The sequence below is a fragment of the Streptomyces tuirus genome (genome assembly GCF_014701095.1).
In the GTDB taxonomy this organism is placed as follows: domain Bacteria; phylum Actinomycetota; class Actinomycetes; order Streptomycetales; family Streptomycetaceae; genus Streptomyces; species Streptomyces tuirus.
This window is the reverse complement of sequence record NZ_AP023439.1, coordinates 3,255,554-3,282,286: the sequence shown is the minus strand read 5'-3', so window position 1 is coordinate 3,282,286 and position 26,733 is coordinate 3,255,554. Positions and strand designations below refer to the sequence as shown.

Genomic DNA, 26,733 nt, shown 5'->3' with positions numbered 1-26,733 from the left:
GGGTTCTACATCCTGCTCAGTGAAGCCGCCGCGAACAGGACGTCTCTGATCGCCTCCCTGTCTCCCACCTGGCCCGCCGCCGCCTCCTGCGGAGGGACGTGGCCGGCGGCCAGGCGGCAGAACTCGACGCCGTCCAGGGCCACGTGGGCCACCTCGTGCTCGGCGGAGCCCTTCGCCGCGGGGGAGTCCAGCGGGATCAGCCACTCGCCGCCGCCCGAGCCCTCGATCTCCAGCCGGAGGCTGCGGCCCGGTTCGCCCGCCGCGACCAGATGCCGGTGGTGGGCGGGGGAGGCGAGGCCGGCGCGGCGGCGGTGGGCCAGGGCCGTCGGCAGCATCCGGGCCGCCAGGTCGATCATGCGGTGCAGATGGCGTGGCGAGGGCGGGTCGTAGGGGTAGTCGACCGCGTCGGCGATGTCCTCCGCGTGCACCCAGCACTCGAAGGCGCGGTCGAGCATCGCGTCGTGCAGGGGCAGCTCGAAGTCGCCGTACGACACCGGCATCTTCCCGGCGCCGCCGCCCGTGAAGGACACCGTGCGCACGAGGCTGTGGCTCTGCTCGCGCCAGGGCGCGCGGACGAACCGGGTCGGCGGGAAGTGGGAGGCGCGCCAGAGGGCCTCGGTGCGGGCCGCCGGCGTCGGCCGCCGGGACGGGACGTCGCCCAGCGGGTCGTCCAGGCCGAGCGCGATCGCGACCAGGCCGTCGACGCTGAGCAGGTGGGCGATGACCCCGGCGACGGTGGTGCGGCGGCTCGTCGACCCGTCGGACCGGAACCAGCGCAGCCGTACCGGCGCGTGCCACTCGGCGTCGCCGAAGTCCTGCAGCAGGGCGTCCAGGCGCGCGGTCTCGGCGTCATAGGCGGCGGCCCAGTCCGGTACCGGGATGCGTGGCGGGCGCCGCTCCAGGCAGGTGTCCAGGACGCGGGTGCGCAGCCCCGGGTCCAGGTCGAGGGTCTCGGGGCGTTGCAGCAGACCGACCGCCTCGCGCAGCCGCCGGGCCTCGTCGGCGCAGGAGCCGCACGCGCCGAGGTGCTCCTCGACGGCCGTGGCCTCCTCGGCCGAGCACGCGGCCAGCGCCCAGGCGCCGAGCAGGGCCTTCAGCACGGGGTGCTCGAAGACGGGCGGGGCGGGCGGCGGCGGGGTGGCGCCGGAGCCGGCCGGCGCGGGCAGCGGCAGTCCGCTGTCCTCGACGGAGGCCCGGGGCATGGGTATCCGCGGCGGACGCCCGCGCTCCGTGGCGTCACCGGGCGGGCCGGCACCGCGCCCACCCTCGCCGCCGTCATCGCGAATGCCGCTTTCGTCCCGGGTGTTGCCCTTCCCCTCGTGGTCGTTCTCCCCCTCGTCGCCGTCGTACGCCTCGAACCGGTCCGGGCCGTTCACACCGCACCCCCGTACCCGGGCGGTGCGCCCGGTGCCTCGGTGTCGTGGGCGGTGGAGAGCAGTTGCAGGCCCAGGCGCAGGCGGCGGCGGGCCTCGTCCTCGGTGATGCCGAGGTCGGCGGCGGTCTGGCGGTAGTCGCGGCGCTGGAAGTAGGCCCGCTCCAGGGCCGAGCGCAGCGGGACGGGCATGGACTGGACGATGTAGTCGGCGCGGGCGGCGACCGAGGCGAGGCGCACCTTGTGCTCCAGTTCCTCGGTGGGGCCGGAGCCTTCGCGGGCGAGGGCGGCGGTCTCGGTGGCGCGCAGCCGCTGTACGGCGAGCCGGTGGGTCAGGGTGGCGACCCAGGTGCGTAGCGGGCCCTGCCGGGGGTCGTAGGAGTCGGGGTGTTCCCAGACGTGGATGAAGACCTCGCGGGTGATGGCGTCGGCGGCGCGCTCGTCGCCGAGGACGCGGTGGGCGAGGCCGTGCACGAGGGAGGCGAACCGGTCGTAGAGCTCACCGAGCGCGGCGGCTTCCCCGCGGGCGAGCCGCTGCTGCATCTTGCGGTCCCAGCGAAGCGGTACGTCCTTTTTCGCCATGCGGCCCCCTCACCCCCTGCTCGTGTTCCGCGCCCTTGTTCTGTCCAGCCTGTGGCCGACCTCTCCTCGAATGTAGTCGGCACGTCCGGTAGCGCACGCCCCTTTGTGGCAATGTGCGCCCCCTGACCGGCCGCAGGTGGTAGGGGGCCACCGGCGCTCGCACCGGTTGCCTTTGGGCTCGCGCCTACCCCGCCGGCCAAGGATCAGGCCTGACTGAAGAGGATCGAACAGGATCGAAGTCGACTAAAACAAGCCTCTTTCGCGGGAGATCGGTTTTTCGGGTTGTGTTTCAGGGAACGGCCGCTGGGCAGCCGCGCTGCAAGGAAGCGTAGGGTCTGCTTCCGGTTTGGCGAGCGAGGGGCGTGGTGGTGACCTTCAAAGTGACCGGCGGCGAGCAGGGCGAATGGGCCGTGCTCCAGGTGTCGGGCGAGCTGGATCTGGTGACGTCGCCGGTGCTGCGTCAGCGCGTGCACGACGTGGTGGCCGAGGGGCATCACTGTCTCGTCCTGGACCTGTCCGAGGTGTTCTTCTGCGACTCCAGCGGCGTCGGTGTGCTCATCGCGGCCCGCCGGCTGATCCGCTCCTGCCAGGGCCGGCTGCGCCTCGTGCTGCCCGCCCGCGGCGCGGCGGACGGCTCGCATGTCAACCGGGTCCTCGGCGCGCTGGGTGTGCGCAGGCTGTTCGACGTGTACGGCGACGTGGGCGCGGCTCTCGGTGACGAGGGCGAACCCCTGTCCGCGTGACCGCCCGATGACGCACGGTAGACCGAGTGTTGCCGTTCCGGCACGCCGTTGTCCCGGAATTCCCCCGGTCTTGGCACAAGTGACGTTTTCCCGCGCCCGAACGGCGCCCCCCGTCGTACGCTCCGACCGAGACGCACCCCACCCGACGTAAGGCGGCCTGAAAGAGACATGGTCAGCAGCGAGTACGAGCGCAGGATCGCCGCCCGGTTCGCCACCTTCGACCAGGACGGCAACGGCTACATCGACCGCGAGGACTTCTACGGTGCGGCCAAGGCGCTGCTCTCCGAGTTCGCGGTGGCGGCCCGCTCCGACAAGGGACAGGCGCTGTACGGCGGCGCCGAGGCCTTCTGGCAGGGCATGGCCGGGATAGCGGACCGCGACGGCGATCAGCGCATCACGCGCGAGGAGTTCGTCAACGGCGCGGTCAAGCGCCTGCGTGACAACCCCGACCGGTTCGCCGAGATCGCCCGCCCGTTTCTGCACGCGGCCCTGGATGTCGCCGACACCGATGGTGACGGCGCCGCGACGACCGAGGAGGCCGGGCGCGTGCTGAAGTGCCTCGGCGTTCCTGAGGAGCTCGCGGGTCCGGCCGCCGCGGCGCTCGACGAGGACGGTGACGGCAAGGTCGGCGAGGCCGAGGTTGTTCCGGCCTTCGCCCGCTACTTCACGGTGCCCGAGTAGGGCCACGCGGCCGGGCCCGTCGGCGCCCTTTCGCCGTAGGGGTTGTTCGCGGGCGGGCGGCTGCGGGCCGTCGGTGGTTGATCGCGCAGTTCCCCGCGCCCCTGGGGGGCTGCCCGCTGTGGGTCACGTGTCCGTGGGATGTGGGCGCCCCTTCGCCGTTGGGGGCGTTCACGGTCGGGCGGCTGCGGGCCGTCGGTGGTTGTTCGCGCAGTTCCCCGCGCCCCTAGGGGGTGGTTGTTCGCGCCGGTCCCGGCGGCCCTGGGGGGTGGTTGTTCGCGCAGTTCCCCGCGCCCCTGGGGGCGCTGTGGGTCATGTGGCCGTGTAGCGCTCGCGGAGTTTGTACTTCAGGATCTTTCGGAGGGTTTCGCCCCGTGGTAGGGCGGCCATCAGCTCCAGGCGCTCCGGCAGTTTGTGTACCGACAGGCCCTCCGTGCGGAGGAAGGCGGTCACGTCGGCGAGCGTCAAGGGGTCTGCCCCGGGCGGCTGTTCCACCACCGCGCACACCAGTTCGCCGCGTGCCGTGTCCGGCAGGCCGATCACCGCCACGTCGCCGACCGCCGGATGCCGGTGCAGCAGGTCCTCTATCTCCTGGGCCGAGATGTTCTCGCCCTTGCGGATGATCACGTCCTTCAGCCGGCCGGTGAGGACCAGGTGCCCGGTGTCCGTGAGCCGCCCGAGGTCACCGGTGCGCAGAAACCCGTCCTCGTCGAACGCCTCCGCCGTCTGCCCCGGATCCAGGTACCCGCGGCACACCGCCTCCCCGCGCAGCCGTACCTCGCCGTCCACGATCCGGATCTCCATGCCCCGCGGCGGACGCCCTTCCGTCGTCGCGAGCAGCTCGGGGGTGTCGTCCGGCGCCCCCATGGTGATCATCGGCACCTCGGTCATGCCGTACCCGTGGGTGAGTCGCACCCCCATCTCGCGTACGACGGCGCGGTACAGCTCCGGCGGCTTGGGTGCCCCGCCGCCCGCCAGCAGCCGCAGGGTCGGCACCACGGGCTCGCCCGGCCGCTTGCGCTGCTCCGCGAGGAACATCGAGTAGAACGCCGTCGACCCGCCCGCCATGGTCACCCCGTGCGCGCGGTACGCCGCCAGCGCCTCCGGCAGCGCGAACTGCTCGAACAGCACCGCCGGGAAGCCGTACAGCAGCAGCATCACCGTGTAGTCCGGCCCGCCGATGTGGGCGTAGGGGAAGGCGATCGAGCCCACGTCCCGCGCCGAGGGGCGCAGCGCGTGCGCCAGGCAGGAGCCGCCCGCGAGCAGCGAACGGTCCGTGTGCAGCACGCCCTTGGGGTCGGAGGTCGTGCCGGACGTCCAGTAGATCCAGCGGACGGCCGTGCCGTCGCCGGGCGGGGGCGGGAGCACGGACGGATCGCCCTCGGGCAGGTCGTCGTAGGCCTCGAAGACACCCTTCGCGCCGAGGCGCCGGGCCATCTCCGTGTGGTCGAAGCCGCGCCAGGTGCCCGGCACCGCGAAGAACCCGGCCCTCGACTCGCGCAGCGCGAAGCCGACCTCGCGGTCCCGGTAGAAGGGGATCACCGGGGTCTGCACGGCGCCGAGCCGGGCCAGGGCGAAGGACAGCACGGCCGTCTCGATGCGGGTGGGCAACTGCCAGGCGACCACCGTGCCGGGGCGTACGCCCATGCCGTAGAGCCCGGCCGCGACCCGCTCGGCACGGGCGTGGAGAGCCCCGAAGGTCAGCGTCCGGTCGTCCTGGAGGAACAGCGGGCGGTCGGGCGTGAGGGCGGCACGGCGGGTGACCAGCTCCCACAGGGTGCGGGACGAACTCAGGGCGTGCGGGGTCTCGTTCACGGCTGCCCCCTGCTCCTCGGAGAGCTGCTTGGCTGACGGGTCGTCAGGTGGGATGCTAGCTGACGCTGCATCAGATGAGTACCGTCCGGCGGAGGGGACCCATGGCGACCGAACTGCCCCGCATCATCAGCGTCGACGACCACGTGATCGAGCCCGCCCACCTCTTCGACACCTGGCTGCCGGCCAGGTACCGCGAACGCGGACCGAGGGCCCTGACCGCGGGAATCGGCGAACTCGCCTACGTCGGCGGCAAGTACCGGATCACCATGGACCCCGACGGCCAGCCCACCGACTGGTGGATCTACGAGGACCTGAAGTTCCCGTACAAGCGCAACATCGCAGCCGTCGGCTTCGACCGCGACCAGATGACCCTGGAGGGCATCACCCGCGAGGAGATGCGGCGCGGCTGCTGGGACCCGAAGGCCCGCCTGGAGGACATGGACCTCAACCACGTGGAGGCGTCCCTCTGCTTCCCGTCCTTTCCCCGCTTCTGCGGGCAGACCTTCGCCGAGGCGCACGACAAGGAGGTCGCCCTCGCCTGCGTGCGCGCCTACAACGACTGGATGGTCGAGGAGTGGTGTGGCGACAGCGGCGGGCGGCTCATCCCGCTGTGCCTGATCCCGCTGTGGGACGTCGGCCTGGCCGTCGAGGAGATCCGCCGCAACGCCGCGCGCGGGGTGAAGGCCGTGACCTTCTCCGAGATCCCCACCCACCTCGGGCTGCCGTCCATCCACTCCGGCTACTGGGACCCGTTCTTCGCGGTCTGCCAGGAGACCGGCACGGTCGTCAACATGCACATCGGCAGCAGCTCCCAGATGCCCGCCGCCTCCCCCGACGCCCCGCCCGCCGTCCAGGCCTCCCTCAGCTTCAACAACGCCATGGCCTCGATGATGGACTTCCTCTTCAGCGGGGTCCTGGTGCGCTTCCCGCGCCTCAAACTCGCCTACTCCGAAGGGCAGATGGGCTGGGTTCCGTACGCCCTGGAGCGCGCCGACGACGTGTGGGAGGAGCACCGCGCCTGGGGCGGGGTGCGCGAGACGATCCCCGAACCGCCGTCGACGTACTACTACCGGCAGATGTACTGCTGCTTCTTCCGCGACAAGCACGGCGTGGCGTCGCTGGACGTGGTCGGCCGGGACAACGCCACCTTCGAGACCGACTATCCGCACGTCGACTCGACCTTCCCGCACACCAAGGAGGTCGCCCTCGACCACGTCAAGGGCCTCGACGACGAGACGGTGTACAAGCTGATGCGGGGCAACGCCATCCGGATGCTCGACCTCGACCTCGACATGGGCCGGGATCGCTGAGGCCCGCGGATGGACCTGTCGTACACGCCCGAGGAGGAGGACTTCCGGGCCCGGCTGCGGGACTGGCTCGCGCGGGTGCTCCCCGCTCTCCCGCCCAAGCCGTCGCCCGACGACTGGCCTGGGCGGCGGGCCTACGACCTCGGCTGGCAGCGCCGGCTCCACGACGCCGGATACGCCGACGTCCACTGGGACGCCTCCCCGACCCTGCGGCTGATCTTCCTGGAGGAGACCGAGCGGGCGGGCGCGCCCTACGTGGGCGCCAACTTCGTGGGCCTGCTGCACGCCGGTCCGACCATCGCCGCCGAGGGCACGGCGGAGCAGCGGGCCCGCTGGCTGCCGCCGATCCTGCGCGGCGAGGAGGTCTGGTGCCAGGGCTTCAGCGAGCCGGACGCCGGATCCGACCTCGCGGCCCTGCGCACCCGCGCGCGGCGCGACGGCGACGCCTACGTGGTGACCGGCTCCAAGATCTGGACCTCCCACGCGGAAGTCGCCGACTGGTGCGAGCTGTTGGTCCGCACCGACCCCGGCGCGCCCAAGCACCGGGGCATCACCTGGCTCGCCCTGCCCATGGACGCGCCCGGCGTCACCGTACGTCCGCTGCGCACGCTCTCCGGGTCGGCCGAGTTCGCCGAGGTGTTCCTCGACGAGGTGCGGGTGCCGGTGGCGAACCGGGTCGGGGACGAGAACGACGGCTGGCGCGTGACCATGGTGACGCTGTCCTTCGAGCGGGGCACGGCCTTCGCCGGCGAGGTCGTCGCCTGCCGGCGCGTCCTGGGCGAACTGGCCGTCGAGGCCCGCAAGAACGGCCGGTGGGACGACCCGGCCCTCAGGCGCCGACTGGGCAGGCTCAACGCCGAGTTCCGGGCGCTGTGGCGGCTCACCCAGTGGAACGTCAGCGCGGCGGAGGCATCGGGCGGGGTACCGGGCCCCGGCGGTTCGGTCTTCAAGCTCCGCTACTCACACGCCCGCCAGGAGCTCTACGACGCCGCCGCGCAGGTGCTGGGCCCCGACTGCCTCGACCTGGACCGGCCCTGGGCCCTCGAACGGCTGAGCTCCCTGTCGTACACGATCGCGGCCGGCACCTCGCAGGTGCAGCACAGCATCATCGCCGAGCGCATCCTCGGCCTGCCGAAGGGACGGTGAGGCGCCGTGCGGTTCCGCCTGACGGACGATCAGCGGGCACTGCGGGACGGGTTGCGCGAGGCACTGGTCCGGCGCTTCGGCCCGGACGCCCTGCGGTCGGCCTTGGCGGCAGGCCCGGAGGACGCGGGGACGGGCCGTCCCCGGTCGGGCGGTGGAGGCACGGAGCGTACGGCGGGGGCGCGTCCTACCGGAGGCGGGTCGGACGGTGATGGGGCGGTCCGGTCGGGGAAGGGCCGAGGCGGGGCGGACGGTGACGGGATGGTCCGTTCCGGGAAGGGCGGAGGCAGGCCGAGCCGTTCCGCCTCGGCCGGGGCCCGGGCGGATGGGTCCGGGGCCGGTGGCGAACGGGTGGGCCGTGCAGGGGCCGACGACGAACGCGTGGGCCGCGCAGGGGCCCGTGGCCGGTCGGCAGGGCTTGCCGAGAGGGGCGGGGGCGCTGCGGGGGCCTGTCGTACGGTCGAGTCGCCGCGGCTCGACCGGGCGTTGTGGCGGGTCCTCGGAGACCTCGGGTTCTTCTCGCTGCGGTTGCCGGAGGCGCACGGTGGGGTCGGACTCGGGCTGCCGGAGGCGGTGTTGCTGTTCGAGGAGGCGGGGCGGGCTCTGGTGCCCGGGCCGCTCGTCGCCACCCACCTCGCGGCCGGTGCCGTACCGGGCGCGGCCACCGGGGAGACGGTGGTGGCGGCCGTGGACGGCGGGCTCGTGGAGTGGCTGGAGGAGGCGGACGTCGTACGCGGGGACCTCACCGGGGCCGTGCCGCTGCGTTCGCTCGACCCGCTGACGCCCCTGCACCGGGTGCCCGCCGGGCGGGTCGCCTCCGACCCCGTCGCCGTCCTCCTCACCGCCGCCGAGCAACTCGGCACGGCCGGCCGCGTCTGCGAACTCGCGGCGCAACACGCCCGGGCGCGCGAACAGTTCGGTCGGCCCATCGGGGCCTTCCAGGCGGTGGCGCACCTGTGCGCGGGGATCCTGGTCCGGATGGAGACGGCCCGCGCCGCGGTCTACGCCGCCGCCGTCACCGCCGACCCGGCCGACATCGCGGCGGCCCGGATCCTCGCCGACGAGGCGGCCGTGCACGGCGCCCGCGACTGTCTCCAGGTGCACGGCGGCATGGGCTTCACCTGGGAGTCCGAGGTCCATCTGCATCTGAAACGCGCATGGGTTCGAACCCAGCGTGCGGGCGGTGTCACGGAGAGTGAGGAAGCTCTCGCGGCGGCTCTGGCGGCCGAAACGGCCTGACGGGCCGCCTGGCTGCGCCATCGCCCTGCGCGCTCCCGGAGATGTCACGGATCGTGGCACACCGGAATCACGGAGCGTTGATATCGGCTTGTGTCCTCAGTGTGACTCGTTACGGCCTGGAGTCGATTGTCCGCTCCGGTACCTTGTGTCAGATGCGAGTGGCTCCGAGCGCAGTGCGACCCCGTAGCGCCGCCTGTTCGACTGCCCGCGGCGAGCGTCGCACAGTATGCCGCACGGGTACTCCTTCGCGCTGGAATATGCCCGAAGCGCTTGTTGGCGTGACTGTACGTCAACCATGCTGTCCCACAAGGGATTCACGTTCCGTGATCCTTGTCCCGGCCGTTGTTCTGGCCATGCAGAAAATGGCTACGATCGTGGCCCTCGTGAGGCGCGAGCCTAAGTGTCCGCCGGTTCGGATGGTGTGAGCGGTGCAGGTGCTTCAAGTGCAGCTGGAGATCCGGCCCGACCCCGCAGAAGTGGGGCGTGCCCGGCGGTGGGCCCGCTCCCGCCTGGCCGGGTCCGGCATACAGGCCGATGAACCCCTCGCCGAGACGCTGATCCTGCTCGTCTCCGAGCTCGTCACCAACGCCGTGGTGCACACCGGCCGGCCCGCGGTCCTGCGGCTGTCGCTGCCGCACGCGGTGACGGAGGAGACCACGGTCCGTCTCGAGGTCGCGGACCACAGCGGCCGGGCCCCCGTGCCCCGGTGCGCCGGGGACGACGCGACCGGCGGCCGGGGGCTGGCGCTCGTCGACGGGCTCGCCGACCGCTGGGGCTGGAGCGTCGAGGCCACCGGCAAGCGCATCTGGTGCGAACTGGACCGGTGCGAGAAGTCCCGCGACCTCACGGCGTCGTGCGCGGGCGGCGTGGCCGCGTACGACGGCGGGGCGGCTTTCGAGGGGCTGGCGTACGAGGCGGTGTAGCGCCGCCGCTCGCCGCCCGTGCCGGACCGGGCGTGAAGGACGACGGCACATGCCGCGGGTGTGTGCGCCGGGGCCGGGGCACGGATGCACGGCGGGTCGGCAGGCTCCCTCGGGAGATGCGGCGATGCGCCGGGACGTGCTTCCGTGCGCGCCTGCGGCAAAAGCCGCATGAGTGACATATCGCCGAATCGGTATTGACGCGTCGTGACCGGTTGCTCACGCTTGTGGTCAGCGATTCGCCGTGAGGGGACGACGAGGGCTTCGGTGGACGGCAGCCCTCGGCGAGCGTGAGTCGTGATTCGGCGTCGGCTCCCTTCAGGGGCGGGGAGTCGGGGCGGGAGCGCCGAAGTCGGGTGGCGGCGCGCGCTGACGTGCTCGGGGCGAGCAGCGCGGCGCCGCCATCCAGCTTCAGTGGGTGGCGGCCCGGCCCGGTCTACAGGACGGCGACGGGCGCCACCGGAGAGCCGGTCGCCCCGGTGAACGGCTCGGGGGTCGCCGTCAGCAGGAAGGCGTAGCGGCCCGCTTCTCCACAGGCTGTGGACAACTTTTCGAGATTCCAGTTCTGGCCCTGCGGCAGGCCCATCTCCACGAGGTGCAGGGCGTGCACCGGCAGCCAGAGGTCCTCCACTTCCGGCGGGAACACCTCGAAGGTCAGGGTGTCGTTGGCGACGGCCGCCACGTCCCGGGCGTGGAACCACTCCGGCGTGCGGATCGACAGCCCCGGTGACGGATACGCGTAGCCGTGCCGGTCTCCCGCCAGGCAGGCCTGGATCTGTCCGGTCCGTACGAGCGCGATGTCACCGGCCCGCACCCGCGTGCCGGCCAGTTCCTCGGCGGCGTCCAGGTCCTCGGGCGTGACGGCGTACCCACCGTCGAGCCGGTTGGTGCCCCGGGCCCGGGCGACGTCCAGCAGTACCCCGCGTGAGACGACGTGCCGGACCGTGCCGATGCCGCCGAACCCGGCGCCGCCGTGCGCGGTGACGGTGTGCGCCGGGCGGCCGTTGTAGAGCCGGCCCGAGTGCGAGACATGGGACAGGGCGTCCCAGTGGGTGGCCGCCTGGAGCCCCATGGTCACGATGTCGTCGCTGCACGCGACCGTGCCCGGGCCGAAGATCTCCTGGTTGATCTGCACCATGGCGTGCAGGGGATCGACCCGGCCGGGGATCATGCCGGTCTGCACGCCGTCCTGCCTCAGGGGCAGTGCCAGCGGGACGCGCCGGCCGGTGTGGACGGTGGCCGCGGCCTGCCGGACGACCTCGTCGGTGATCAGGTTCAGGGTGCCGATCTCGTCGTCGGCGCCCCAACGCCCCCAGTTGTTCACGCGCTTGGCGATGTCGTGGAACGCGTCCGGCAGCGACATGAGTCCTCCCCGGGGCTTGTCCTCCCGTATCTGACGGGCCGTAGAATTCGGGAATCGAGAATCTAACGGTCCGTCAGAAACCGTGGGACGGGAAGGGGCCGGGCGTGGGGAACTTCTTGGCAGGCAAGGTCGTCGCCGTCACGGGTGCCGGGCGGGGCATCGGCCGGGCGGTCGCACGCGCGGCGGCGGCCGAGGGCGCGAAGGTCGTCGTCAACGACTACGGCGTCGCGGTCGACGGCGCCTCGCCGACCAGCGAGATCGCCGAGGGTGTGGTCAAGGAGATCGAGGCGGCGGGCGGCGAGGCGGTGGCCGTCGCCGACGACATCTCCACCATGGCGGGCGGGCAGCGGGTCGTCGACGTGGCGCTGGCCTCGTACGGGCGGCTGGACGGGGTCGTCTGCGTGGCCGGGATCCTGCGCGAGCGGATGCTGTTCAACATGACCGAGGAGGAGTGGGACCCGGTTCTCGCCACGCATCTGAAGGGCACGTTCACGGTGTTCCGCGCGGCCTCCGCGGTGATGCGCGGGCAGCGGGCCGGGACGCTGATCGGCTTCACCAGCGGCAACCACCAGGGGTCGGTGTCGCAGGCCAACTACAGCGCCGCGAAGGGCGGGATCATCTCGCTGGTGCGCAGCGCGGCGCTGGGGCTGCACAAGTACGGGGTGACCGCGAACGCGGTGGCGCCGGTCGCGCGGACCCGGATGTCGGCGGGCGTGCCGATGGAACTGGCGGAGATCGGGGAGCCGGAGGACGTCGCCGCGCTGGTGGTGTACCTGCTGTCCGACGCGGCCTCCCGGGAGGGGATCACCGGGCAGGTCTACACGGTCGCCGGGGCGAAGATCGCGGTGTGGGCGCAGCCGAGGGAGCTGCGTGCGGCGTATGCCTCCGGCGGGTGGACGGTGGAGGGGATCGCGGAGTTCCTGCCCGGGTCGGTGGGGGTGGATCCGATGCCGATGCTGGAGCGGGTGGCGGGGATGGAGAGGGCGGCGGCGCGGGGGGAGCGGCCGAACGCCCAGTAGCTCGGGGGTGGGGGTTGTCCGGCGAGTGCGGGTCTCATCGTGGCTTGTCGCGCAGTTCCCCGCGCCCCTGGGGAGTTGCCCCCACCGCACGTGTGAAGGACCTGGCCGATCTGAGGCGGTGACCGTGGAATTCGGGTTCGGACAAGACGACGAGGACTTCCGTGCCGAGGTGCGCGGCTGGCTGGCGGCGCATGCCGAAGGAGTCACCGACCGTCGCACGTGGGAAAGCACTCTCGGCGCTGCCGGATGGATCGGGCTCGGGTGGGGGGTCTCCGGGTACGGGAACCGGATCGCCACCCTCACCCAGCAGGTCGTCTGGGCCGAGGAGTACGCGCGGTCGGGGGCGCCGGCGCGCTCCGGGCACGTCGGGGAGAACCTGCTCGCGCCCACGCTCCTCGCCCACGGCACCGACGAGCAGAAGTCGCGGTTCCTGCCCCCGATCGCGGCCGGCGCGGAACTCTGGTGCCAGGGCTACAGCGAACCCGGCGCCGGATCGGACCTGGCCGGTGTCCGTACCGCGGCCGTGCGCGAGCCGGACGGCGGCACCTACCGGGTGACCGGGCAGAAGATCTGGACGTCGCTCGCCCGCGAGGCCGACTGGTGTTTCGTGCTGGCCAGGACCGAGCCCGGCTCGGCGCGACACCACGGGCTGAGCTTCCTGCTCGTCCCCATGGACCAGCCCGGCCGCATCGAGGTCCGCCCCATCCGCCAGATGACCGGCACCAGCGACTTCAACGAGGTCTTCTTCGACGGCGCGCACGCGGAGCATGTCGTCGGCGGGGAGGGCAACGGCTGGCGCGTCGCCATGAGTCTGCTCGGCTTCGAGCGCGGGGTGTCCACACTGGCCCAGCAGATCGGGTTCGCCGAGGAACTGGGCGCTGTGGTGCGGGCGGCGGTGGAGTCGGGCGCGGTGCACGACCCCGTCGTACGGGAGCGGCTCGTGCGGCAGTGGGCCGAGCTGCGCACGATGCGCTGGAACGCCCTGCGCACGCTGGGGGGTTCCGCGGACCTAGGTGCCCCGAGCGTGGCCAAGCTGCTGTGGGCCGGCTGGCACCAGCGGCTCGGGGAGCTGGCGGTGCTGGTACGGGGCGCGGCGGCCGGGGCCGGCCCCACCGACTGGTCGGCGTCGGCGCCGTACGAACTGGACGCCGCACAGCACCTGTTCCTCTTCTCGCGGGCCGACACGATCTACGGCGGCTCCGACCAGATCCAGCGCACGATCATCGCCGAGCGCGTGCTCGGCCTGCCCAGGGAGCCCAAGGGAGCCGTGTGATGCGAGGCGTGATCTTCGACGGGAAGCAGGTCCGGGTCGTGACGGACCTGGAGGTGCGCGAGCCCGGGCCGGGCGAGGTGCGGGTGGCGATCTCGGCCGCCGGGCTGTGCCACAGCGATCTGTCGGTGGTGGACGGGACGATCCCCTTCCCCGTGCCCGTGGTGCTGGGCCATGAGGGGGCCGGGGTCGTGGAGGCGGTGGGTGAGGGCGTCACCCATGTCGCGCCCGGTGACCATGTCGCGCTGTCCACCCTGGCCAACTGCGGCACGTGCGCGGAGTGCGACCGGGGCCGGCCGACCATGTGCCGGCAGGCCATCGGACGCCCGGGCCGGCCGTTCGGCCACGAGGGCTCGCTGGTGCACCAGTTCGCGTCCAACTCGGCGTTCGCGGAGCGCACGGTCGTCAAGGCCGTCCAGGCGGTCCGGATCCCCGCCGACATCCCGATGGCCTCGGCGGCGCTCATCGGATGCGGCGTGCTGACCGGGGTGGGCGCCGTGCTGAACCGGGCGCGGGTGGACCACGGTGACAGCGTCCTGGTCATCGGGGCGGGCGGCATCGGCCTGAACGTGCTCCAGGGGGCGCGGCTCGCGGGCGCCGGGCGGATCGTGGCCGTCGACGCCAACCCGGCGAAGGAGGCGGCGGCACGGCGGTTCGGTGCGACCGACTTCCTCACCTCGGCCGCGGGTGTGCGCGACCTGCTGCCCACGGGCGTGGACCACGCCTTCGAGTGCGTCGGCCGGGTGGAGCTGATCCGCCAGGCCGTCGACGCCCTGGACCGGCACGGCCAGGCCGTCCTGCTCGGCGTCCCGCCCGCCACGGCCGAGGCGTCCTTCCGCGTCTCCTCGATGTACCTCGACAAGTCCGTCCTGGGCTGCCGCTACGGCTCCTCCCGCCCCCAGCGGGACATCGCCCTGTACGCCGGCCTGTACCGCCAGGGGCGTCTCCTGCTCGACGAACTGGTCACCCGGACCTACCCGGTCGAGGAGTTCGAGGAGGCGGCGGCGGACGCGGAGGCGGGGCGGGTGGCGCGGGCGGTGCTCACTTTCTGACGGCGGCCGCGGTGTCGTTCTCCGCCCGGAACGTGCGCCGGTAGGCGGTGGGTGTGACCCCGAGGGCCGACTGGAGGTGCTGGCGCATCGACTGGGCCGTGCCGAAGCCCGCGTCCCGGGCGACCTGGTCGACGGAGCGGTCGGTGGACTCCAGGAGGTGGCGGGCCCGCTCCACGCGCTGCTGGGTGAGCCACTGGCCGGGGCTGACGCCGGTCTCCTCGCGGAAGCGGCGGGTGAAGGTGCGCACCGACATGGACTCCTGGGCGGCCATGTCGCGCAGCTGGATCGGCTCGTGGAGACGGCCCAGGGCCCAGGCGCGGGCCGAGGTGGTGGTCGCCTGCTGCGGGTCGGGCACCGGCCGGTGGATGTACTGCGCCTGACCGCCGTCGCGGTGCGGCGGCACGACCGTGCGGCGGGCCACCTCGTTGGCGACCGCCGTGCCGTGGTCGCGGCGCACCATGTGCAGGCACAGGTCGATGCCGGCCGCGACGCCGGCGGACGTCAGGACGTCGCCGTCGTCGATGAACAGCACGTCCGGGTCGACCTCGATCCGCGGGAACAGCCGCTGGAAACGGTCGGCGTCGGCCCAGTGCGTGGTGGCGGGCCGGCCGTCGAGGAGACCGGCGGCGGCGAGGACGTAGACGCCGGTGCAGATGGAGGCGAGCCGGGTGCCCGGGCGGATGTGAGCCAGGGCGGCGGCCAGTTCGGCGGTGAGCACGCCCTGCTCGAAGACCGGGCCGAGTTCGTACGACGCCGGGACGATCACCGTGTCGGCCGTGGCCAGGGTCTCGGGGCCGTGCTCGACCTGGACGGCGAAGTCGGCGTCGGTCCGCACCGGGCCCGGCGGGCGGATCGAACAGGTGACGACGTCGTACAGCAGGCGCCCGCGGGCGTCCCGGGGGCGGCCGAAGATGCGGTGCGGGATGCCCAGCTCGAAGGGGAGCAGACCGTCGAGGGCGAGGACGACGACCCGGTGCGGACGGAACTCCGGCTCACGGCTCATGGCCCGATCCTAACGAATGCTGTCCTCCGGGCCACTCGATGGAGTGCGCCGGAGATCGGAAGCTCTATGTCGTGACCCAGACAACCGAAGCAGCGGCCGTCCAGCAGCCGCCGAAGCCGACCCGTGCACGGGTGCACCGCGCCTGGTTCGTCGCCGCCGTCACCTTCGTGACGATCATCGGCGCCGCCGCCTTCCGGTCCGTGCCGGGCCTGCTCATCGATCCGCTGCACGCCGAGTTCGACTGGTCGCGCGGCACGATCGGCGCCGCCGTCTCGGTGAACCTGGCGCTCTACGGTCTGACGGCCCCGTTCGCGGCGGCCCTGATGGACCGCTTCGGCATCCGCCGGGTCGTCGCGGTCGCGCTGACCGTGATCGCGGCCGGCTCCTGGCTCACCGTGTGGATGACCGCGGCCTGGCAGCTGATGCTGTGCTGGGGCCTGCTCGTCGGACTCGGCTCCGGCTCCATGGCGCTGGCCTTCGCGGCGACCGTCACCAACCGCTGGTTCACCGCCCGGCGCGGCCTGGTCAGCGGCATCCTCACCGCCGCCTCGGCCTCCGGCCAGCTGATCTTCCTGCCCCTGCTGTCCTGGATCATCGACCGGTACGACTGGCGCCCGGCGGCCGTGACGGTCGCGCTCGCCGCGCTCGCGGTCGTCCCGTTCGTGTGGCTCCTGCTGCACGACCACCCGGCCGACGTGGGTCAGAAGCCGTACGGCGCCGCCGAGTTCGTGCCGAAGTCGCCGCCCGTACCCGGCGCCGCCCGCCGGGCCGTGACCGTGCTGCTGTCCGCCGTGCGCACCGGCCCGTTCTGGCTGCTCGCCGGCACCTTCGCGATCTGCGGCGCCTCCACCAACGGTCTGATCCAGACCCACTTCATCCCCGCGGCCCACGACCAGCACATGCCCGTCCAGGCCGCCGCCTCCCTGCTCGCGGTCATCGGCGTCTTCGACGTCGTCGGCACGATCGCCTCCGGCTGGTTCACGGACCGCTTCGAGCCGCGCCGTCTGCTGGCGGTGTACTACGCGCTGCGGGGCATGTCCCTGATGTTCCTGCCGCTCCTGCTCGGCCCCGCGGTCCACCCCCCGATGATCTTCTTCATCGTCTTCTACGGCCTCGACTGGGTCGCCACCGTGCCGCCCACCCTCGCCCTGTGCCGTGAGCAGTACGGCGAGGACAGCGCGATCGTCTTCGGCTGGGTCCTCGCCTCCCACCAGGTCGGCGCGGCCGTCGTCGCCTTCCTGGGCGGTGTCGCGCGGGACGCCTTCGGGTCGTACGACGTGGTCTGGTACGCCTCCGGGGCGCTGTGCGCGGCGGCGGCGCTGATGGCGCTGGTGATCCGGCGGAGGGCAGGGGGCGAGCTGGCGGTGGCCTGAACCCCCGTGGCGGTAGAGCACGTTGCGCCCCCAGGACACCCGCTTTCGCGACGTCCGGGCCGAACGGCCAGGCCTGCGCGACCGGGGTGGGCTACGGCGGCGCCAGCCGGACGAAGCGCCCCCGGTGGAAGAGGAGCGGGTCGTCGGTGTCCCGCGTGCCGAGGGCGTTCACCCGGCCCACCACGATGAGGTGGTCGCCGCCGGTGTGGACGGCGTGGATCGCGCAGTCGATCCACGCCACGGCGCCCGTCAGACGCGGCGAGCCCGACACCGGCGCCGCGTCGCACGCCACCCCCGCGAACTTGTCCGCGCCGCTCACCGCGAAGGCGCGGCACATCTCGCCCTGACCGGAGCCCAGGACGTTCACGCAGAACACCCCGGCGCGGGCGATCCGGGGCCAGGTCGTCGAGGTCCGGCCGACCATGAAGACGACCAGGGGCGGGTCGAGGGAGAGGGAGCTGAAGGACTGGCAGGCGAAGCCGGCGGGCGGTTCTCCGGCCGTGGCGGCGGGTGCCGTGATCACGGCCACGCCCGTGGCGAAGTTCCCGAGGACCCGGCGGAACTCCCGGGCGTCCAGCGGAGCGCGTTCGTCGGCGCCGACGCACCTCAACTCCGGGCGCGGCAGCGCGTCGACGGGCTCCGGGGCGGTGGCGCGGACCGACCTGAGGTAGCGGACGGCGGCCTCCGCCATCCCTGCTTGTCCCATCACATCCCGCATTGAAACTGACGCAGCGTCAGATGGGAAGGGCGGTGAGGGGGTGGGACGGGGTCAGTGGCCCCGGTACTCCGGGCTCCGCCGTTCCAGGAAGCTCCGCACGCCCTCCCGCGCGTCCGCCGTCGTCATGTTGATCTCCTGCGCGGCGGCCTCGGCGGCGAAGGCGGCGGCGCGGTCGGTCTCGAGGGAGGCGTTGACGAGCTGCTTGGTCAGGGCGAGGGCGCGGGTGGGGCCCGAGGCGAGACGCTCGGCCCAGGCGCGGGCCGTCTTCTCCAGCTCCTCGTCCCTGACGACCCGGTTGACGAGCCCGAGGCGTTCGGCGTCCGTCGCGCCGAGCGCGTCACCGAAGAACATCAGCTCCTTCGCGCGCTGCGGTCCGACGAGCCGCGGGAGGAGATGGGCGCCGCCACCGTCCGGGACCAGACCGCGGCGCACGAACACCTCGATGAACCGGGCCGATTCGGCCGCGAGGACCAGATCGCAGGCGAACGCCAGATGCGCGCCGAGCCCGGCCGCCGTGCCGTTCACGGCCGCGATCACCGGCTTCTCGCAGTCGAGCACGGCGGCGATCAGACGCTGGGCGCCCGTGCGCAGGGTACGGGCGACATCGCCCGCGAGGCGTTCTCCGGGAGTCCCGGCCACCCGGAGATCCGCCCCGGCGCAGAAACCGCGGCCCGTCCCCGTGATCACCACGGCCCGCACCTCGGCCGCGGCGGACGCCCCCGACAGCAGCCCGATGACGTCCTCGCGCTGCCCGGGTGTGAGGGCGTTGAGGCTCCCGGGCCGGTTGAGCGTGACGGTGAGGACGTGGTCGCCGGTCGTGTGCAGCACCGCGGCCCCGGTCATCAGCGGCACACCGCCAGCGCGTCCAGCGCCACGGCGCCCTGCCCCCGCGGCAGCACCATCAGCGGGTTGACGTCCAGCTCCGCGAGCCGGTCCCCGAGTTCCAGGGCCATGCGCTGCACGCGCAGGACGACCTCGACCAGTGCGTCCAGATCCGCCGCCGGCCGCCCCCGCACCCCGTCGAGCAGGGCCCGTCCGCGCAGCCCGGCGAGCATGTCCCGCGCCTGCTCCTCCCCGAAGGGCGGCACCCCTACGGCCGTGTCGCGCAGCACCTCCACGAGCACGCCGCCGAGGCCCACGGTCACGGTCGGGCCGAACAGCTCGTCGTGGGCGACGCCGACGACCATCTCCACGCCCTGCTCCACCATCTGGCAGACCAGGACGCCGTCCAGGGCGACGTCCTCGTAGCGGGCGATGTCGGTCAGGTCCCGGTAGGCGTCGCGGACCTGACTGGCCGAGGTCAGCCCGGTCTTCACCAGGCCCAGCTCGGTCTTGTGGGCGATCCGGGCGCCGGAGGCCTTCATCACCACCGGGTAGCCCACGAGCCCGGCCGCGCGGACGGCCGCCGCCGCGCTGGTCACCAGCTGCTCGCGCGGTACCCGGATGCCGTACGCCCGCAGCAGCTGCTTCGCCGCGTGCTCGCTGAGCTGCCGGCCGGGCTGCATCAGGGCCTGCGCCTTGCGGTAGGACGGGGACAGGGTGCGCGGGGCCTCGTCGAAGGGGGAGCGGTAGGCGGCCGCGAAGCGGTGGTGGGCGAGGTGGGCGCGGACGGCGGTGAGGCAGTTGCCGACCGTGCGGAAGGTGGCCACGCGGGAGGAGCCGAGCAGGACCTCGCGGTAGGCGGGCTCGGTGCCGACCGGCGAACCCCACACCACGCAGACGAGTTTGTCGGTCTGCTCGGCCGCGTCCACCAGGTCCCGCACGAGCCGGTCGCTGAGCGGCGGGAACGGCCCGGTGACCGGGCAGATCAGCACGCCCACCCCCGGGTCGTCGAGGATCGCGTCGATGATCTTCCGGCCGCGTTCGTCCCCGACGGGATGCCCGCCGTTGTCGACCGGGTTGGCGACGCTCAGATACTCGGGTATCCACTGGTGCAGCTCGGCCTGCTTGGCCTCGGACAGCACCGGCAGGCTCAGGCCCATCCCGGTCGCCAGGTCGGCGACATGGGCGCCCGTACCGCCGGAGATGGAGTAGACGACGACCCCGTCGGCGCGCGGCGGGCGGGCCCGGGCCAGCAGGGCTGCCGTGTCCTGGAGTTCGTCGAGCCCGTCGACCCGGATCACGCCGTACTGGCGCAGCGCCGCGTCCACCACGGCGTCCGCGCCGGTCAGTTTGCCGGTGTGGGAGGCGGCGGTGCGGGCGCCGGTCTCGGTACGGCCCACCTTGACGGCGACGACCGGCACACCGCGCCGGGCGGCCCGGTCGGCGGCGAGCAGGAAGGAGCGGCCGTCCTTCAGCCCTTCGAGGTAGCAGGCGATGGCGCCGACCTCGGGCTGCTCGGCGAAGTAGGAGAGGAAGTCGGCGCTCTCCAGGTCGGCCTCGTTGCCGGTGGGGGCCCAGTGGGAGAGGCGGATGCCGAGTTCCTGGAGGGCGAAGACGGGGCGGCCCTGGTGACCGGACTGGGTGATCAGGGCGATCGCCGGTCCCTCCAGGTCGTCGCGGAACCGCTCGAAGGCGTTCAGGTTGGTGTTGGGCCCCAGCAGCCGCAACCCGGACTGCGCCACGGCGGCGGCCAGCCGGCGCTGAGCGGCCTCGCCCTCCGGCCCGGTCTCCGCGAACCCGGACGCGAAGACGACGGCGAACCGCGCCTTGGCCTCGGCCAGTTCCTCGATCACCGGGACGGGGTCGCCGACCAGCACCACGGCCAGGTCGACCTGCTCGGGCAGGCCGGCGACGGAAGCGGAGCAGGGGACGCCGAACACCGACGGCCGGCTGGGATGGACCGGGTACAGCGTGGCGCCGACCTGCTCGGCCCAGTCGGCCAGTTGCCGCGTGATGCCGGTGTTCGGGCGGCCCTCGGCGTCCGAGGCGCCGACCACGGCGACGGACCGGGGGCGGAAGAAGCGGTCCAGATCGGGTACGCCGGAGTGCAGCGGCCGTCCGCTGACGTCCAGGTCGCCCGCCTGGGCCGGCCTGCCGTGGACGGCGGGCCCGGTCCGCTCGCCACAGGCGAGGGCCCGGGCCCGGCGGGAGTCGGTGCTGAGGGTGCCGTGGGTCGATCCAAGCATCGTTTCCGCCCGCTCCTGTGAGACAGCCGCCAACTGACGCTCTGTCAGATTACTGAACTGGCGCGACGTCAGGAACGGTGTGAGCGGGTGAAGTTGTCGAGTGGCCGAGGCGGTTGATCTCGCCGCCGGGGCGGGGGCTCAGCCCGGCAGGCGGGACACGCTCCCCGGGCCGCGCCCGGAGCCGCTCCTCGCGACGGCCTTCGCGATCTTCACGGCGTCGAGCGCCATCTCGCGGAGATTGCCGCTGATCGGGTTGGTGAAGCCGGTGAAGTACAGGCCGGGAGCGGTCTTCGGGGTGCGCGGGCCGTGGGCTACGGGCCTGCCGCGGTCGTCGAGGACGTCGAGGTGCCCGACCAGGTCCTCCAGGGCGCGGACGTACCCCGTGGCGGCGATCACCACGTCCGGGGAGATCCGGGTGCCGTCGGCCAGGGCGATCTTGCCGCCGTCCTCGAAGCCCTCCACGGCCGCCACGACCTCCACCCTGCCCGTGCGCACGGCGTCGATCAGGCCGACGTCCTGCACCGGGATGGCCCCCTGCTTCACCCGCGTGTACAGCCCGGTGTCGGGACGCGGCAGCCCGTGCGCGGACAGGTCGGGCACGGCGACCCTGGCCTGCGCCCGGGAGATCCGGTCGACCAGGCCGACCGGCAGCCGGCGGACCAGGACGCCGCTGTACTGGGCGGCCCAGCCGGCGGTCGAACGGCGCACGATGTGGGGGACCGTGCGCACGGCGAGCCGGACCCGCGAGGCACCGCTCTCCACCAGGTCGACGGCGATCTCGGCGCCGGTGTTGCCGACGCCGACGACGAGGACGTCCCGGCCGGCGTAGGGCTTGCCGCTGCGGTACTCGCCGGCGTGCAGGAACTCGCCGGTGAAGCCGGCGCGGCTGGGCCAGTCCGGCAGGCGCGGGGTGTGGTTGTAGCCCGTGGCGACGACCACCGCCGCGCCGGTCAGCTCCCGGCCGCCGGTGGCGTGCAGCAGCCAGCCTGAACCATCGGAGGTGCGCTCGACACGGGACACCTCGACGCCGGTGACGATCTCCAGGCGGTGGTGCTCGGCGTACTTCTCCAGGTACCGCACCACGTCGTCCCGGGACACCCACCGCCCGAACCGGCGCGGCATCGGCAGCCCGGGCAGGGCCGAGAGGCGGCGGGTGGTGTGGAGGTGCAGCCGGTCGTAGTGGCGGCGCCAGGACGCCCCGACCCGGTCGGACTTCTCCAGGACGACGGCCCGTATGCCCCGGGCGCGCAGCGCGTACGCCGCGGAGAGCCCGCCGGGGCCGCCGCCGATGACGTAGACGGGGCGGTCGGGTGGGGGCTGTGCGGAGGCGTGTGTGGGGGGTGTGGAGTCGGCCATGAGCGCGAGCGTAATCACGGGACCGCTTGATGGGTCTCGGTCAAGACCGGAATTGGTTTCGGATTGATCACGCTTGCAGGAGGAGCGAGTGGGGCTCGTGGCGTAGCGGGCCTGGTTGTGGCGGGGCGGTGATCGTTCCTGGTCGAACGCCTTGAATGTCTTGAACGCCTTGAACGCCTTGAAGGCCGGGGGTGGTCCCTGCCCGGTGTACGCAGTCGGCCGCTCGCCGGCTCTTGCGCATCCGCTGATCTGACGTACCGTCAGGTTTCATGGCACACGACGTCGTGACCGGCCACCGCTTCGACCTGCCCGAGCCCGACGCCTTCACGCGGACCTACTGGGACGCCGCCGCCGAGGGCCGGCTGCTGATCCGCCGCTGCGGGGACTGCGGCCGGGCCCACCACTACCCGCGCGAGTTCTGCCCCCACTGCTGGAGCGAGAACGTCACGTGGGAGACGGCGAGCGGCCGCGCCACGCTCTACACCTGGTCCGTCGTCCACCGCAACGACCTGCCGCCGTTCCCCGACCGCGTCCCCTATGTCGCCGCCGTGGTCCAACTCGCCGAAGGGCCGCGGATGATGACGGTGATCGTGGGGGAGGGGGAGCCCCCGGCACCGCTCGCGAGCGAGGGCGAAGGGCTGTCCGCCGGGGCGGAGCTGGTGGTGGCGTTCCGGGAGGGGGTGCCGGTGTTCACGAGGGCGTCGGGGCTCCCGGGGGCTTCGGTGTGACTGCCCACTTCTTGCCTCCCCTTGGCCTACAGTTGGCCGGTTTCCGGGAGTCACGGGATTGAATGGGACCCATGGCCCCCATACGTGACCAGTCCATGACCGGCCCCCACCCGGATCTCCACGGCCACGGTCTCCGCCTGCGTCCCTGGGACGCCGGATCCGGCGCCGACGTCGACACGTGGCTGCGGGGGCTGCGCGATCCTGAGTTCCGGCGCTGGAACACCCCGCTGCGGCTGGTCACGGACCGCGCGAGCGCCCGGGAGTCGCTGCTGGCGCGGGCGCAGAGTGCCCTGGAGGGGACGTCGGTGTCGTTCCGGGTCGCGGACGCCCGCACCGACGCGCCGCTCGGGCACATCGGGGTCAACGAGATCAAGTACCACCTGAAGGTCGCCCGGGTCGGCTACTGGGTCCTGCCCGAGGCCCGCGGCCGGGGCGTGGCCACCCGGGCCCTGCTGCTCACCGCCCACTGGGCGCTGACGGACCTCGGGATCCACCGGCTGGAACTGGACCACGCGGTCGGTCATGACGCGTCGTGCCGGATCGCCGAGAGATGCGGGTTCTCGTACGAGGGCACCCTGCGCGGTGCGATCTTCCAGGAGGAGCGGCACGACGCGTTCCGCGACGCCCATCTGCACGCCCGCCTGGCCACGGACCCGGAGCCCGAGGGTCCGCGAGGAGAGCGGAACGGGTCGGTGTGACGCGAGTCACGTCGGCCGGGCGATCAGTTCTCCGGGCCCCGCCGGTCATACCCGCAACCGCAGCGCGACCGCAGCTGCACCGCCGACAAGTGAAGGGACCGGCCGAGATGACCGCACCCGTGAAGGGCCCCGCCGCCTACTTCCCCTCGATCGAGAAGAAGTACGGCCGGCCGATCGCCGACTGGCAGGACCTCATCCGCTCCTCGCCGCTGACCCGGCACATGGAGCTCGTCAACTGGCTCAAGACCGAACACGGTCTGGGCCACGGCCACGCCAACGCGCTGGTGGCGTACACACTCGCGGAGGACAGCGGCACATGAGCAGTGCCGGCCGACGGCACCGCCGGAAAATCGGGGGTGCTCCGGCGGCGGCACACGGCACCATGAACCATGGACACCGGAACCGGAACTGACGCCGATACCCATCCCGACGCCCACCCTCGTCCCGGTACGGGCAGCTGGCATCTCACCCACGACCTCGACGAGTTCCTGACCCGTGCGGGCGCCTTCCTCCGCTCCCGGCCGGCGCTGCACACCGTGCCGCTGACGGTCACGGAGACCCTGCGGACACACGGCCGGAGCGTGTACGGGGACGGAGAACCGGAGTTCGGCGTGCTGGAACGGGCGGGAGAGGTCCGTGCGGCCTTCTTCCGCACCCCGCCGCACTGGCTGAACCTCACGGCCGTCACCCCCGAGGACGCCGACTCCCTCGCCGCGCGCTTGGCCGTCCTCGGCCGACGGCTGCCCGGGGTGAACGCCGAGTGTGACACCGCGGTCGCCTTCGCCGAGGCCTGGCAGCGGCACACGGGCACCCGGGCCGTCCTCCGCCAGCGCCAGCGGCTCTACCGGCTCGGCACCCTGACCGAGCCCGGGCCCCTCCCGCCCGGCGGCCCCCGGATCGCCGTCGAGGCGGACCGCGAGCTTCTCCGGCGCTGGCACGACGAGTTCAGCGCGTCCGTCGGCCTGGGCACCGTCCGCGACTCCGCCGAGTGGGCGGACGCCCGTATCGCCGACGGTGGCATCACGTTGTGGGAAACCCCCGACGGCACACCGGTCGCCATGGCCGGCACCGGCCCCCAGGTCGCCGGCCAGGTCCGCGTCGCCTCCGTCTACACCCCGCCCCGCTTCCGCCGCCGCGGCTACGCGGGCGCCGCGACGGCCGAGGTCAGCCGCGCCGCCCTGGCCTCCGGCGCGGCCGAGGTCCTCCTCTTCACCGACCTGGACAACCCGACCAGCAACGGCCTCTACCAGCGCATCGGCTACCGGCCGGTGGCGGACTTCGACGTGCACGACTTCACGTAGAAGCCCTCACGGCCACAGCAGTTCCCGCGACCATTCCTCCCCGTCCTGCCGCACGTCCCGCCGGTAGCGGAGCCGGACGTGTCGCCGTCGCTCCTCCCCCTGGAAGAACTCGACCTCCTCGGCCCGCAGCCGGTACAGCGTCCAGGACGACACCGGCGCCTCCGGCTCCCGCGACGCCCGTTCCCACGCCGACTGCGAGGCCCGGGCGAGGTCGTCCAGGGACGGCAGGACCTCGCTCTGCCGCCCGGTCAGCGCGGCCGCCAGCGCGCCCGTCGAGCGGGCGTGCAGGTCGCCCTGGGCGTCCTCGGACGGCGCCGCCGTCACCGGGCCGCGCACCCGGACCTGGCGGCCCAGGACCGGCCAGTAGAAGCCGAGCGCGGCATACGGGCGGTCGGCGAGGTGCCGCCCCTTGCGGCTGCCGGCGTGGGACGCGAAGGACCAGCCGTCGGCGTCCGCGCCGTGCAGCATCACGATCCGCACGTCGGGCAGGCCCGACTCGTCCGAGGTCGCCAGCGACATGGTGTGCGGCTCGGTCTGGCCGGCCGCCACCGCCGCCGCGAACCACTCGGCGAACAGGGGCAGGGGAGTGGCCGGGGTGGTGGCCGGCTCGAAGGAGGGCAGGTCGGTGACCTCCGGGTCCCAGACCCGCAGTGACCTCAGCAGCTCGTGAAGATCGGTTGCCATGCCCCGATTGTGTCCGGTCCCGCCCGGTGCCGGGAGCACGGAGCTCCCCGGCCCGTCCTTCCCGGGCTTCCCAGGCCAGCCTCTCCCCCCGGCCCCCCGCCGTCACCCCACCCCCAGCACCACCGTCCCCGACGAGCAGAACCAGCCCCCCGTCCCCGACGCCACCGCCAGTCGCGGAGGCGAGCCGTCGGCCCGTCGCACCTGCCGCTGCCCGCACTCCCCGCGCAGCTGCCGCACCGCCTCCACCAGCAGGAACAGCCCCCGCATCCCGGGATGCTGGGCCGAAAGGCCGCCTCCATCAGTGTTCACCGGCAGCTCACCGCCCTCGACCCGCAGCCGCCCCATCCCCACGAACGCCCCGCCCTCGCCCTTCCCGCAGAAGCCGAGGTCCTCCAGCGTCACCAGCGTCATATAGGTGAACGCGTCGTAGATCTCGGCGACCTCGATCTCCGCCGGCCGCACCCCCGCCCGCTCGAACGCCAGCCGCCCGCTCACCGCCGCGGGCGACACCGTGAAGTCCGGCCATTCGGACATCGCCGCGTGCGACACGGACTCCCCGCTCCCCAGTACCCACACCGGCGACGTACGGCAGTCCCGGACGTACTCCTCGGCCACCAGCAGCACCGCCGCCCCGCCGTCGGAACGGACGCAGCAGTGCAGCTTGGTGAACGGGTCCGCGATCATCGGGCCGGACAGCACCTCGTCGACCGTGACCGGGGTGCGGAACATCGCCTCCGGGTTGAGGGCCGCGTTGGCCCGGGCCTGCACCGCCACCTCCGCCAGCTGCTCGATCGTCGTGCCGTACTCGATCATGTGGCGGCGGGCCGCCATGGCGTACTTGGCGATCAGGGTGTGGCCGTAGGGGACCTCGAACTGCGTCGGGCCCCGGGTGCCGAAGGACAGGGTTCCGGTGCGGCGGCCCGCCCTGACGTCCGCCCGGGCCGTCGAGCCGTAGACGAGCAGCACCGCGCGGGCGTGTCCGGCCGCGATCGCGTCCGCCGCGTGGGCAGCCATGACCTCCCAGGTGGAGCCGCCCACGGAGGTGGAGTCGACCCAGGTGGGGCGCAGGCCCAGGTACTCCGCGACCTCGACGGGTGCCAGGGTGCCGAGGCCCGCCGAGGCGAAGCCGTCGACCAGCGACCGGTCCAGGCCCGCGTCCGCCAGGGCGCGGCGGGCCGCCTGGGCGTGCAGGGCGTACGGGGTCGCGTCGTCCACCCGGCCGCAGTCCGCGAGGGCCACGCCGACGACGGCCACTTTCCTCCGCGCCACCATGAATCTGACGGTACATCAGATCGTGGCGG

25 protein-coding genes are annotated in these 26,733 nt (G+C 73.1%); 14 read left to right on the top strand and 11 right to left on the bottom strand.

Annotated elements, in window-relative coordinates:
- Window positions 1-5 precede the first annotated feature (5 nt).
- On the bottom strand, window positions 6-1,376 hold the full coding sequence (locus IGS69_RS14945) for a zf-HC2 domain-containing protein (RefSeq protein WP_190900029.1): 1,371 nt from the start codon (window positions 1,374-1,376) through the stop codon (window positions 6-8).
- Complete coding sequence (locus IGS69_RS14940; protein ID WP_190900027.1) at window positions 1,373-1,954, bottom strand: sigma-70 family RNA polymerase sigma factor; 582 nt, start codon at window positions 1,952-1,954, stop codon at window positions 1,373-1,375. The genes IGS69_RS14945 and IGS69_RS14940 overlap by 4 nt, the downstream gene beginning before the upstream one ends.
- Window positions 1,955-2,316: 362 nt before the next feature.
- Here IGS69_RS14940 and IGS69_RS14935 point away from each other — a divergent pair, with 362 nt between their 5' ends.
- Both IGS69_RS14935 and IGS69_RS14930 read left to right on the top strand, forming a co-directional pair.
- Window positions 2,317-2,697: an STAS domain-containing protein gene (locus IGS69_RS14935; protein ID WP_190900023.1), complete on the top strand. Its 381-nt coding sequence runs from the start codon at window positions 2,317-2,319 to the stop codon at window positions 2,695-2,697.
- A 168-nt stretch (window positions 2,698-2,865) separates the two neighbouring features.
- Window positions 2,866-3,378, top strand: a complete 513-nt coding sequence (locus IGS69_RS14930; RefSeq protein ID WP_190900021.1) for an EF-hand domain-containing protein — start codon at window positions 2,866-2,868, stop codon at window positions 3,376-3,378.
- A 309-nt stretch (window positions 3,379-3,687) separates the two neighbouring features.
- On the opposite strand, the gene IGS69_RS14925 is transcribed toward IGS69_RS14930, so the two are convergent.
- On the bottom strand, window positions 3,688-5,190 hold the full coding sequence (locus tag IGS69_RS14925; RefSeq protein WP_190900019.1) for a class I adenylate-forming enzyme family protein: 1,503 nt from the start codon (window positions 5,188-5,190) through the stop codon (window positions 3,688-3,690).
- 101 nt (window positions 5,191-5,291) lie between these two features.
- Here IGS69_RS14925 and IGS69_RS14920 point away from each other — a divergent pair, with 101 nt between their 5' ends.
- The 4 genes from IGS69_RS14920 (at window position 5,292) to IGS69_RS14905 (ending at window position 9,802) form a co-directional block, all read left to right on the top strand.
- Window positions 5,292-6,500, top strand: coding sequence for an amidohydrolase family protein (locus tag IGS69_RS14920; protein WP_190900018.1), 1,209 nt, complete (start codon window positions 5,292-5,294; stop codon window positions 6,498-6,500).
- Between the two features lie 9 nt (window positions 6,501-6,509).
- Complete coding sequence (locus tag IGS69_RS14915; protein ID WP_190900017.1) at window positions 6,510-7,643, top strand: acyl-CoA dehydrogenase family protein; 1,134 nt, start codon at window positions 6,510-6,512, stop codon at window positions 7,641-7,643.
- A 258-nt stretch (window positions 7,644-7,901) separates the two neighbouring features.
- Window positions 7,902-8,879, top strand: coding sequence for an acyl-CoA dehydrogenase family protein (locus IGS69_RS14910; RefSeq protein WP_232543762.1), 978 nt, complete (start codon window positions 7,902-7,904; stop codon window positions 8,877-8,879).
- A 443-nt stretch (window positions 8,880-9,322) separates the two neighbouring features.
- Window positions 9,323-9,802 (top strand): ATP-binding protein, encoded by a 480-nt coding sequence (locus IGS69_RS14905; RefSeq protein ID WP_190904505.1) that lies wholly within the window; start codon window positions 9,323-9,325, stop codon window positions 9,800-9,802.
- 433 nt (window positions 9,803-10,235) lie between these two features.
- Here IGS69_RS14905 and IGS69_RS14900 read toward each other — a convergent pair whose 3' ends face one another.
- Complete coding sequence (locus tag IGS69_RS14900; RefSeq protein ID WP_190900014.1) at window positions 10,236-11,162, bottom strand: cyclase family protein; 927 nt, start codon at window positions 11,160-11,162, stop codon at window positions 10,236-10,238.
- 104 nt (window positions 11,163-11,266) lie between these two features.
- Here IGS69_RS14900 and IGS69_RS14895 point away from each other — a divergent pair, with 104 nt between their 5' ends.
- The 3 genes from IGS69_RS14895 (at window position 11,267) to IGS69_RS14885 (ending at window position 14,503) form a co-directional block, all read left to right on the top strand.
- Entirely contained in the window at window positions 11,267-12,181 is a 915-nt protein-coding gene (locus IGS69_RS14895) for an SDR family oxidoreductase (protein WP_190900013.1), read from the top strand.
- A gap of 124 nt (window positions 12,182-12,305) precedes the next feature.
- Window positions 12,306-13,454: an acyl-CoA dehydrogenase family protein gene (locus IGS69_RS14890; RefSeq protein ID WP_190900012.1), complete on the top strand. Its 1,149-nt coding sequence runs from the start codon at window positions 12,306-12,308 to the stop codon at window positions 13,452-13,454.
- Window positions 13,454-14,503, top strand: coding sequence for a Zn-dependent alcohol dehydrogenase (locus IGS69_RS14885; RefSeq protein WP_190900011.1), 1,050 nt, complete (start codon window positions 13,454-13,456; stop codon window positions 14,501-14,503). The genes IGS69_RS14890 and IGS69_RS14885 overlap by 1 nt, the downstream gene beginning before the upstream one ends.
- Here the strand turns inward: IGS69_RS14885 and IGS69_RS14880 are convergent.
- The gene (locus tag IGS69_RS14880; RefSeq protein WP_190900010.1) at window positions 14,493-15,506 is read right to left on the bottom strand and encodes a GlxA family transcriptional regulator; all 1,014 of its coding nucleotides are present in this window, start codon (window positions 15,504-15,506) and stop codon (window positions 14,493-14,495) included. The two genes, IGS69_RS14885 and IGS69_RS14880, sit on opposite strands and share 11 nt — an antisense overlap.
- A 71-nt stretch (window positions 15,507-15,577) precedes the next feature.
- Between IGS69_RS14880 and IGS69_RS14875 the strand changes: the two genes are divergently transcribed.
- Window positions 15,578-16,879, top strand: coding sequence for an MFS transporter (locus IGS69_RS14875; protein ID WP_190900009.1), 1,302 nt, complete (start codon window positions 15,578-15,580; stop codon window positions 16,877-16,879).
- 91 nt (window positions 16,880-16,970) lie between these two features.
- Here IGS69_RS14875 and IGS69_RS14870 read toward each other — a convergent pair whose 3' ends face one another.
- The 4 genes from IGS69_RS14870 to IGS69_RS14855 form a co-directional block, all read right to left on the bottom strand.
- Window positions 16,971-17,585, bottom strand: a complete 615-nt coding sequence (locus IGS69_RS14870; protein WP_232543526.1) for a flavin reductase family protein — start codon at window positions 17,583-17,585, stop codon at window positions 16,971-16,973.
- Between the two features lie 63 nt (window positions 17,586-17,648).
- Window positions 17,649-18,440: an enoyl-CoA hydratase/isomerase family protein gene (locus IGS69_RS14865; protein ID WP_190899999.1), complete on the bottom strand. Its 792-nt coding sequence runs from the start codon at window positions 18,438-18,440 to the stop codon at window positions 17,649-17,651.
- Complete coding sequence (locus IGS69_RS14860) at window positions 18,440-20,665, bottom strand: acetate--CoA ligase family protein (RefSeq protein ID WP_190899998.1); 2,226 nt, start codon at window positions 20,663-20,665, stop codon at window positions 18,440-18,442. The genes IGS69_RS14865 and IGS69_RS14860 overlap by 1 nt, the downstream gene beginning before the upstream one ends.
- Window positions 20,666-20,803: 138 nt before the next feature.
- A complete protein-coding gene (locus IGS69_RS14855; RefSeq protein ID WP_190899997.1) occupies window positions 20,804-22,021 on the bottom strand; it encodes a flavin-containing monooxygenase in 1,218 nt (405 codons plus the stop codon).
- A 269-nt stretch (window positions 22,022-22,290) separates the two neighbouring features.
- Between IGS69_RS14855 and IGS69_RS14850 the strand changes: the two genes are divergently transcribed.
- From IGS69_RS14850 to IGS69_RS14835, 4 genes are all read left to right on the top strand, one after another.
- Window positions 22,291-22,749 carry a Zn-ribbon domain-containing OB-fold protein gene (locus IGS69_RS14850; protein ID WP_190899996.1) on the top strand — a complete coding sequence of 153 codons (459 nt, stop codon included), beginning with the start codon at window positions 22,291-22,293 and terminating at the stop codon, window positions 22,747-22,749.
- Between the two features lie 71 nt (window positions 22,750-22,820).
- A complete protein-coding gene (locus IGS69_RS14845; RefSeq protein ID WP_190899995.1) occupies window positions 22,821-23,447 on the top strand; it encodes a GNAT family N-acetyltransferase in 627 nt (208 codons plus the stop codon).
- Window positions 23,448-23,554: 107 nt separating this feature from the next.
- Window positions 23,555-23,767 carry a DUF4287 domain-containing protein gene (locus tag IGS69_RS14840; RefSeq protein WP_190899994.1) on the top strand — a complete coding sequence of 71 codons (213 nt, stop codon included), beginning with the start codon at window positions 23,555-23,557 and terminating at the stop codon, window positions 23,765-23,767.
- Between the two features lie 69 nt (window positions 23,768-23,836).
- Window positions 23,837-24,748 carry a GNAT family N-acetyltransferase gene (locus IGS69_RS14835; RefSeq protein WP_190899992.1) on the top strand — a complete coding sequence of 304 codons (912 nt, stop codon included), beginning with the start codon at window positions 23,837-23,839 and terminating at the stop codon, window positions 24,746-24,748.
- Between the two features lie 6 nt (window positions 24,749-24,754).
- On the opposite strand, the gene IGS69_RS14830 is transcribed toward IGS69_RS14835, so the two are convergent.
- Together IGS69_RS14830 and IGS69_RS14825 are read right to left on the bottom strand one after the other, a co-directional pair.
- Window positions 24,755-25,432: a pyridoxine/pyridoxamine 5'-phosphate oxidase gene (locus IGS69_RS14830; protein WP_190899991.1), complete on the bottom strand. Its 678-nt coding sequence runs from the start codon at window positions 25,430-25,432 to the stop codon at window positions 24,755-24,757.
- Between the two features lie 102 nt (window positions 25,433-25,534).
- Complete coding sequence (locus IGS69_RS14825; RefSeq protein WP_190899989.1) at window positions 25,535-26,704, bottom strand: thiolase C-terminal domain-containing protein; 1,170 nt, start codon at window positions 26,702-26,704, stop codon at window positions 25,535-25,537.
- Window positions 26,705-26,733: the final 29 nt, after the last annotated feature.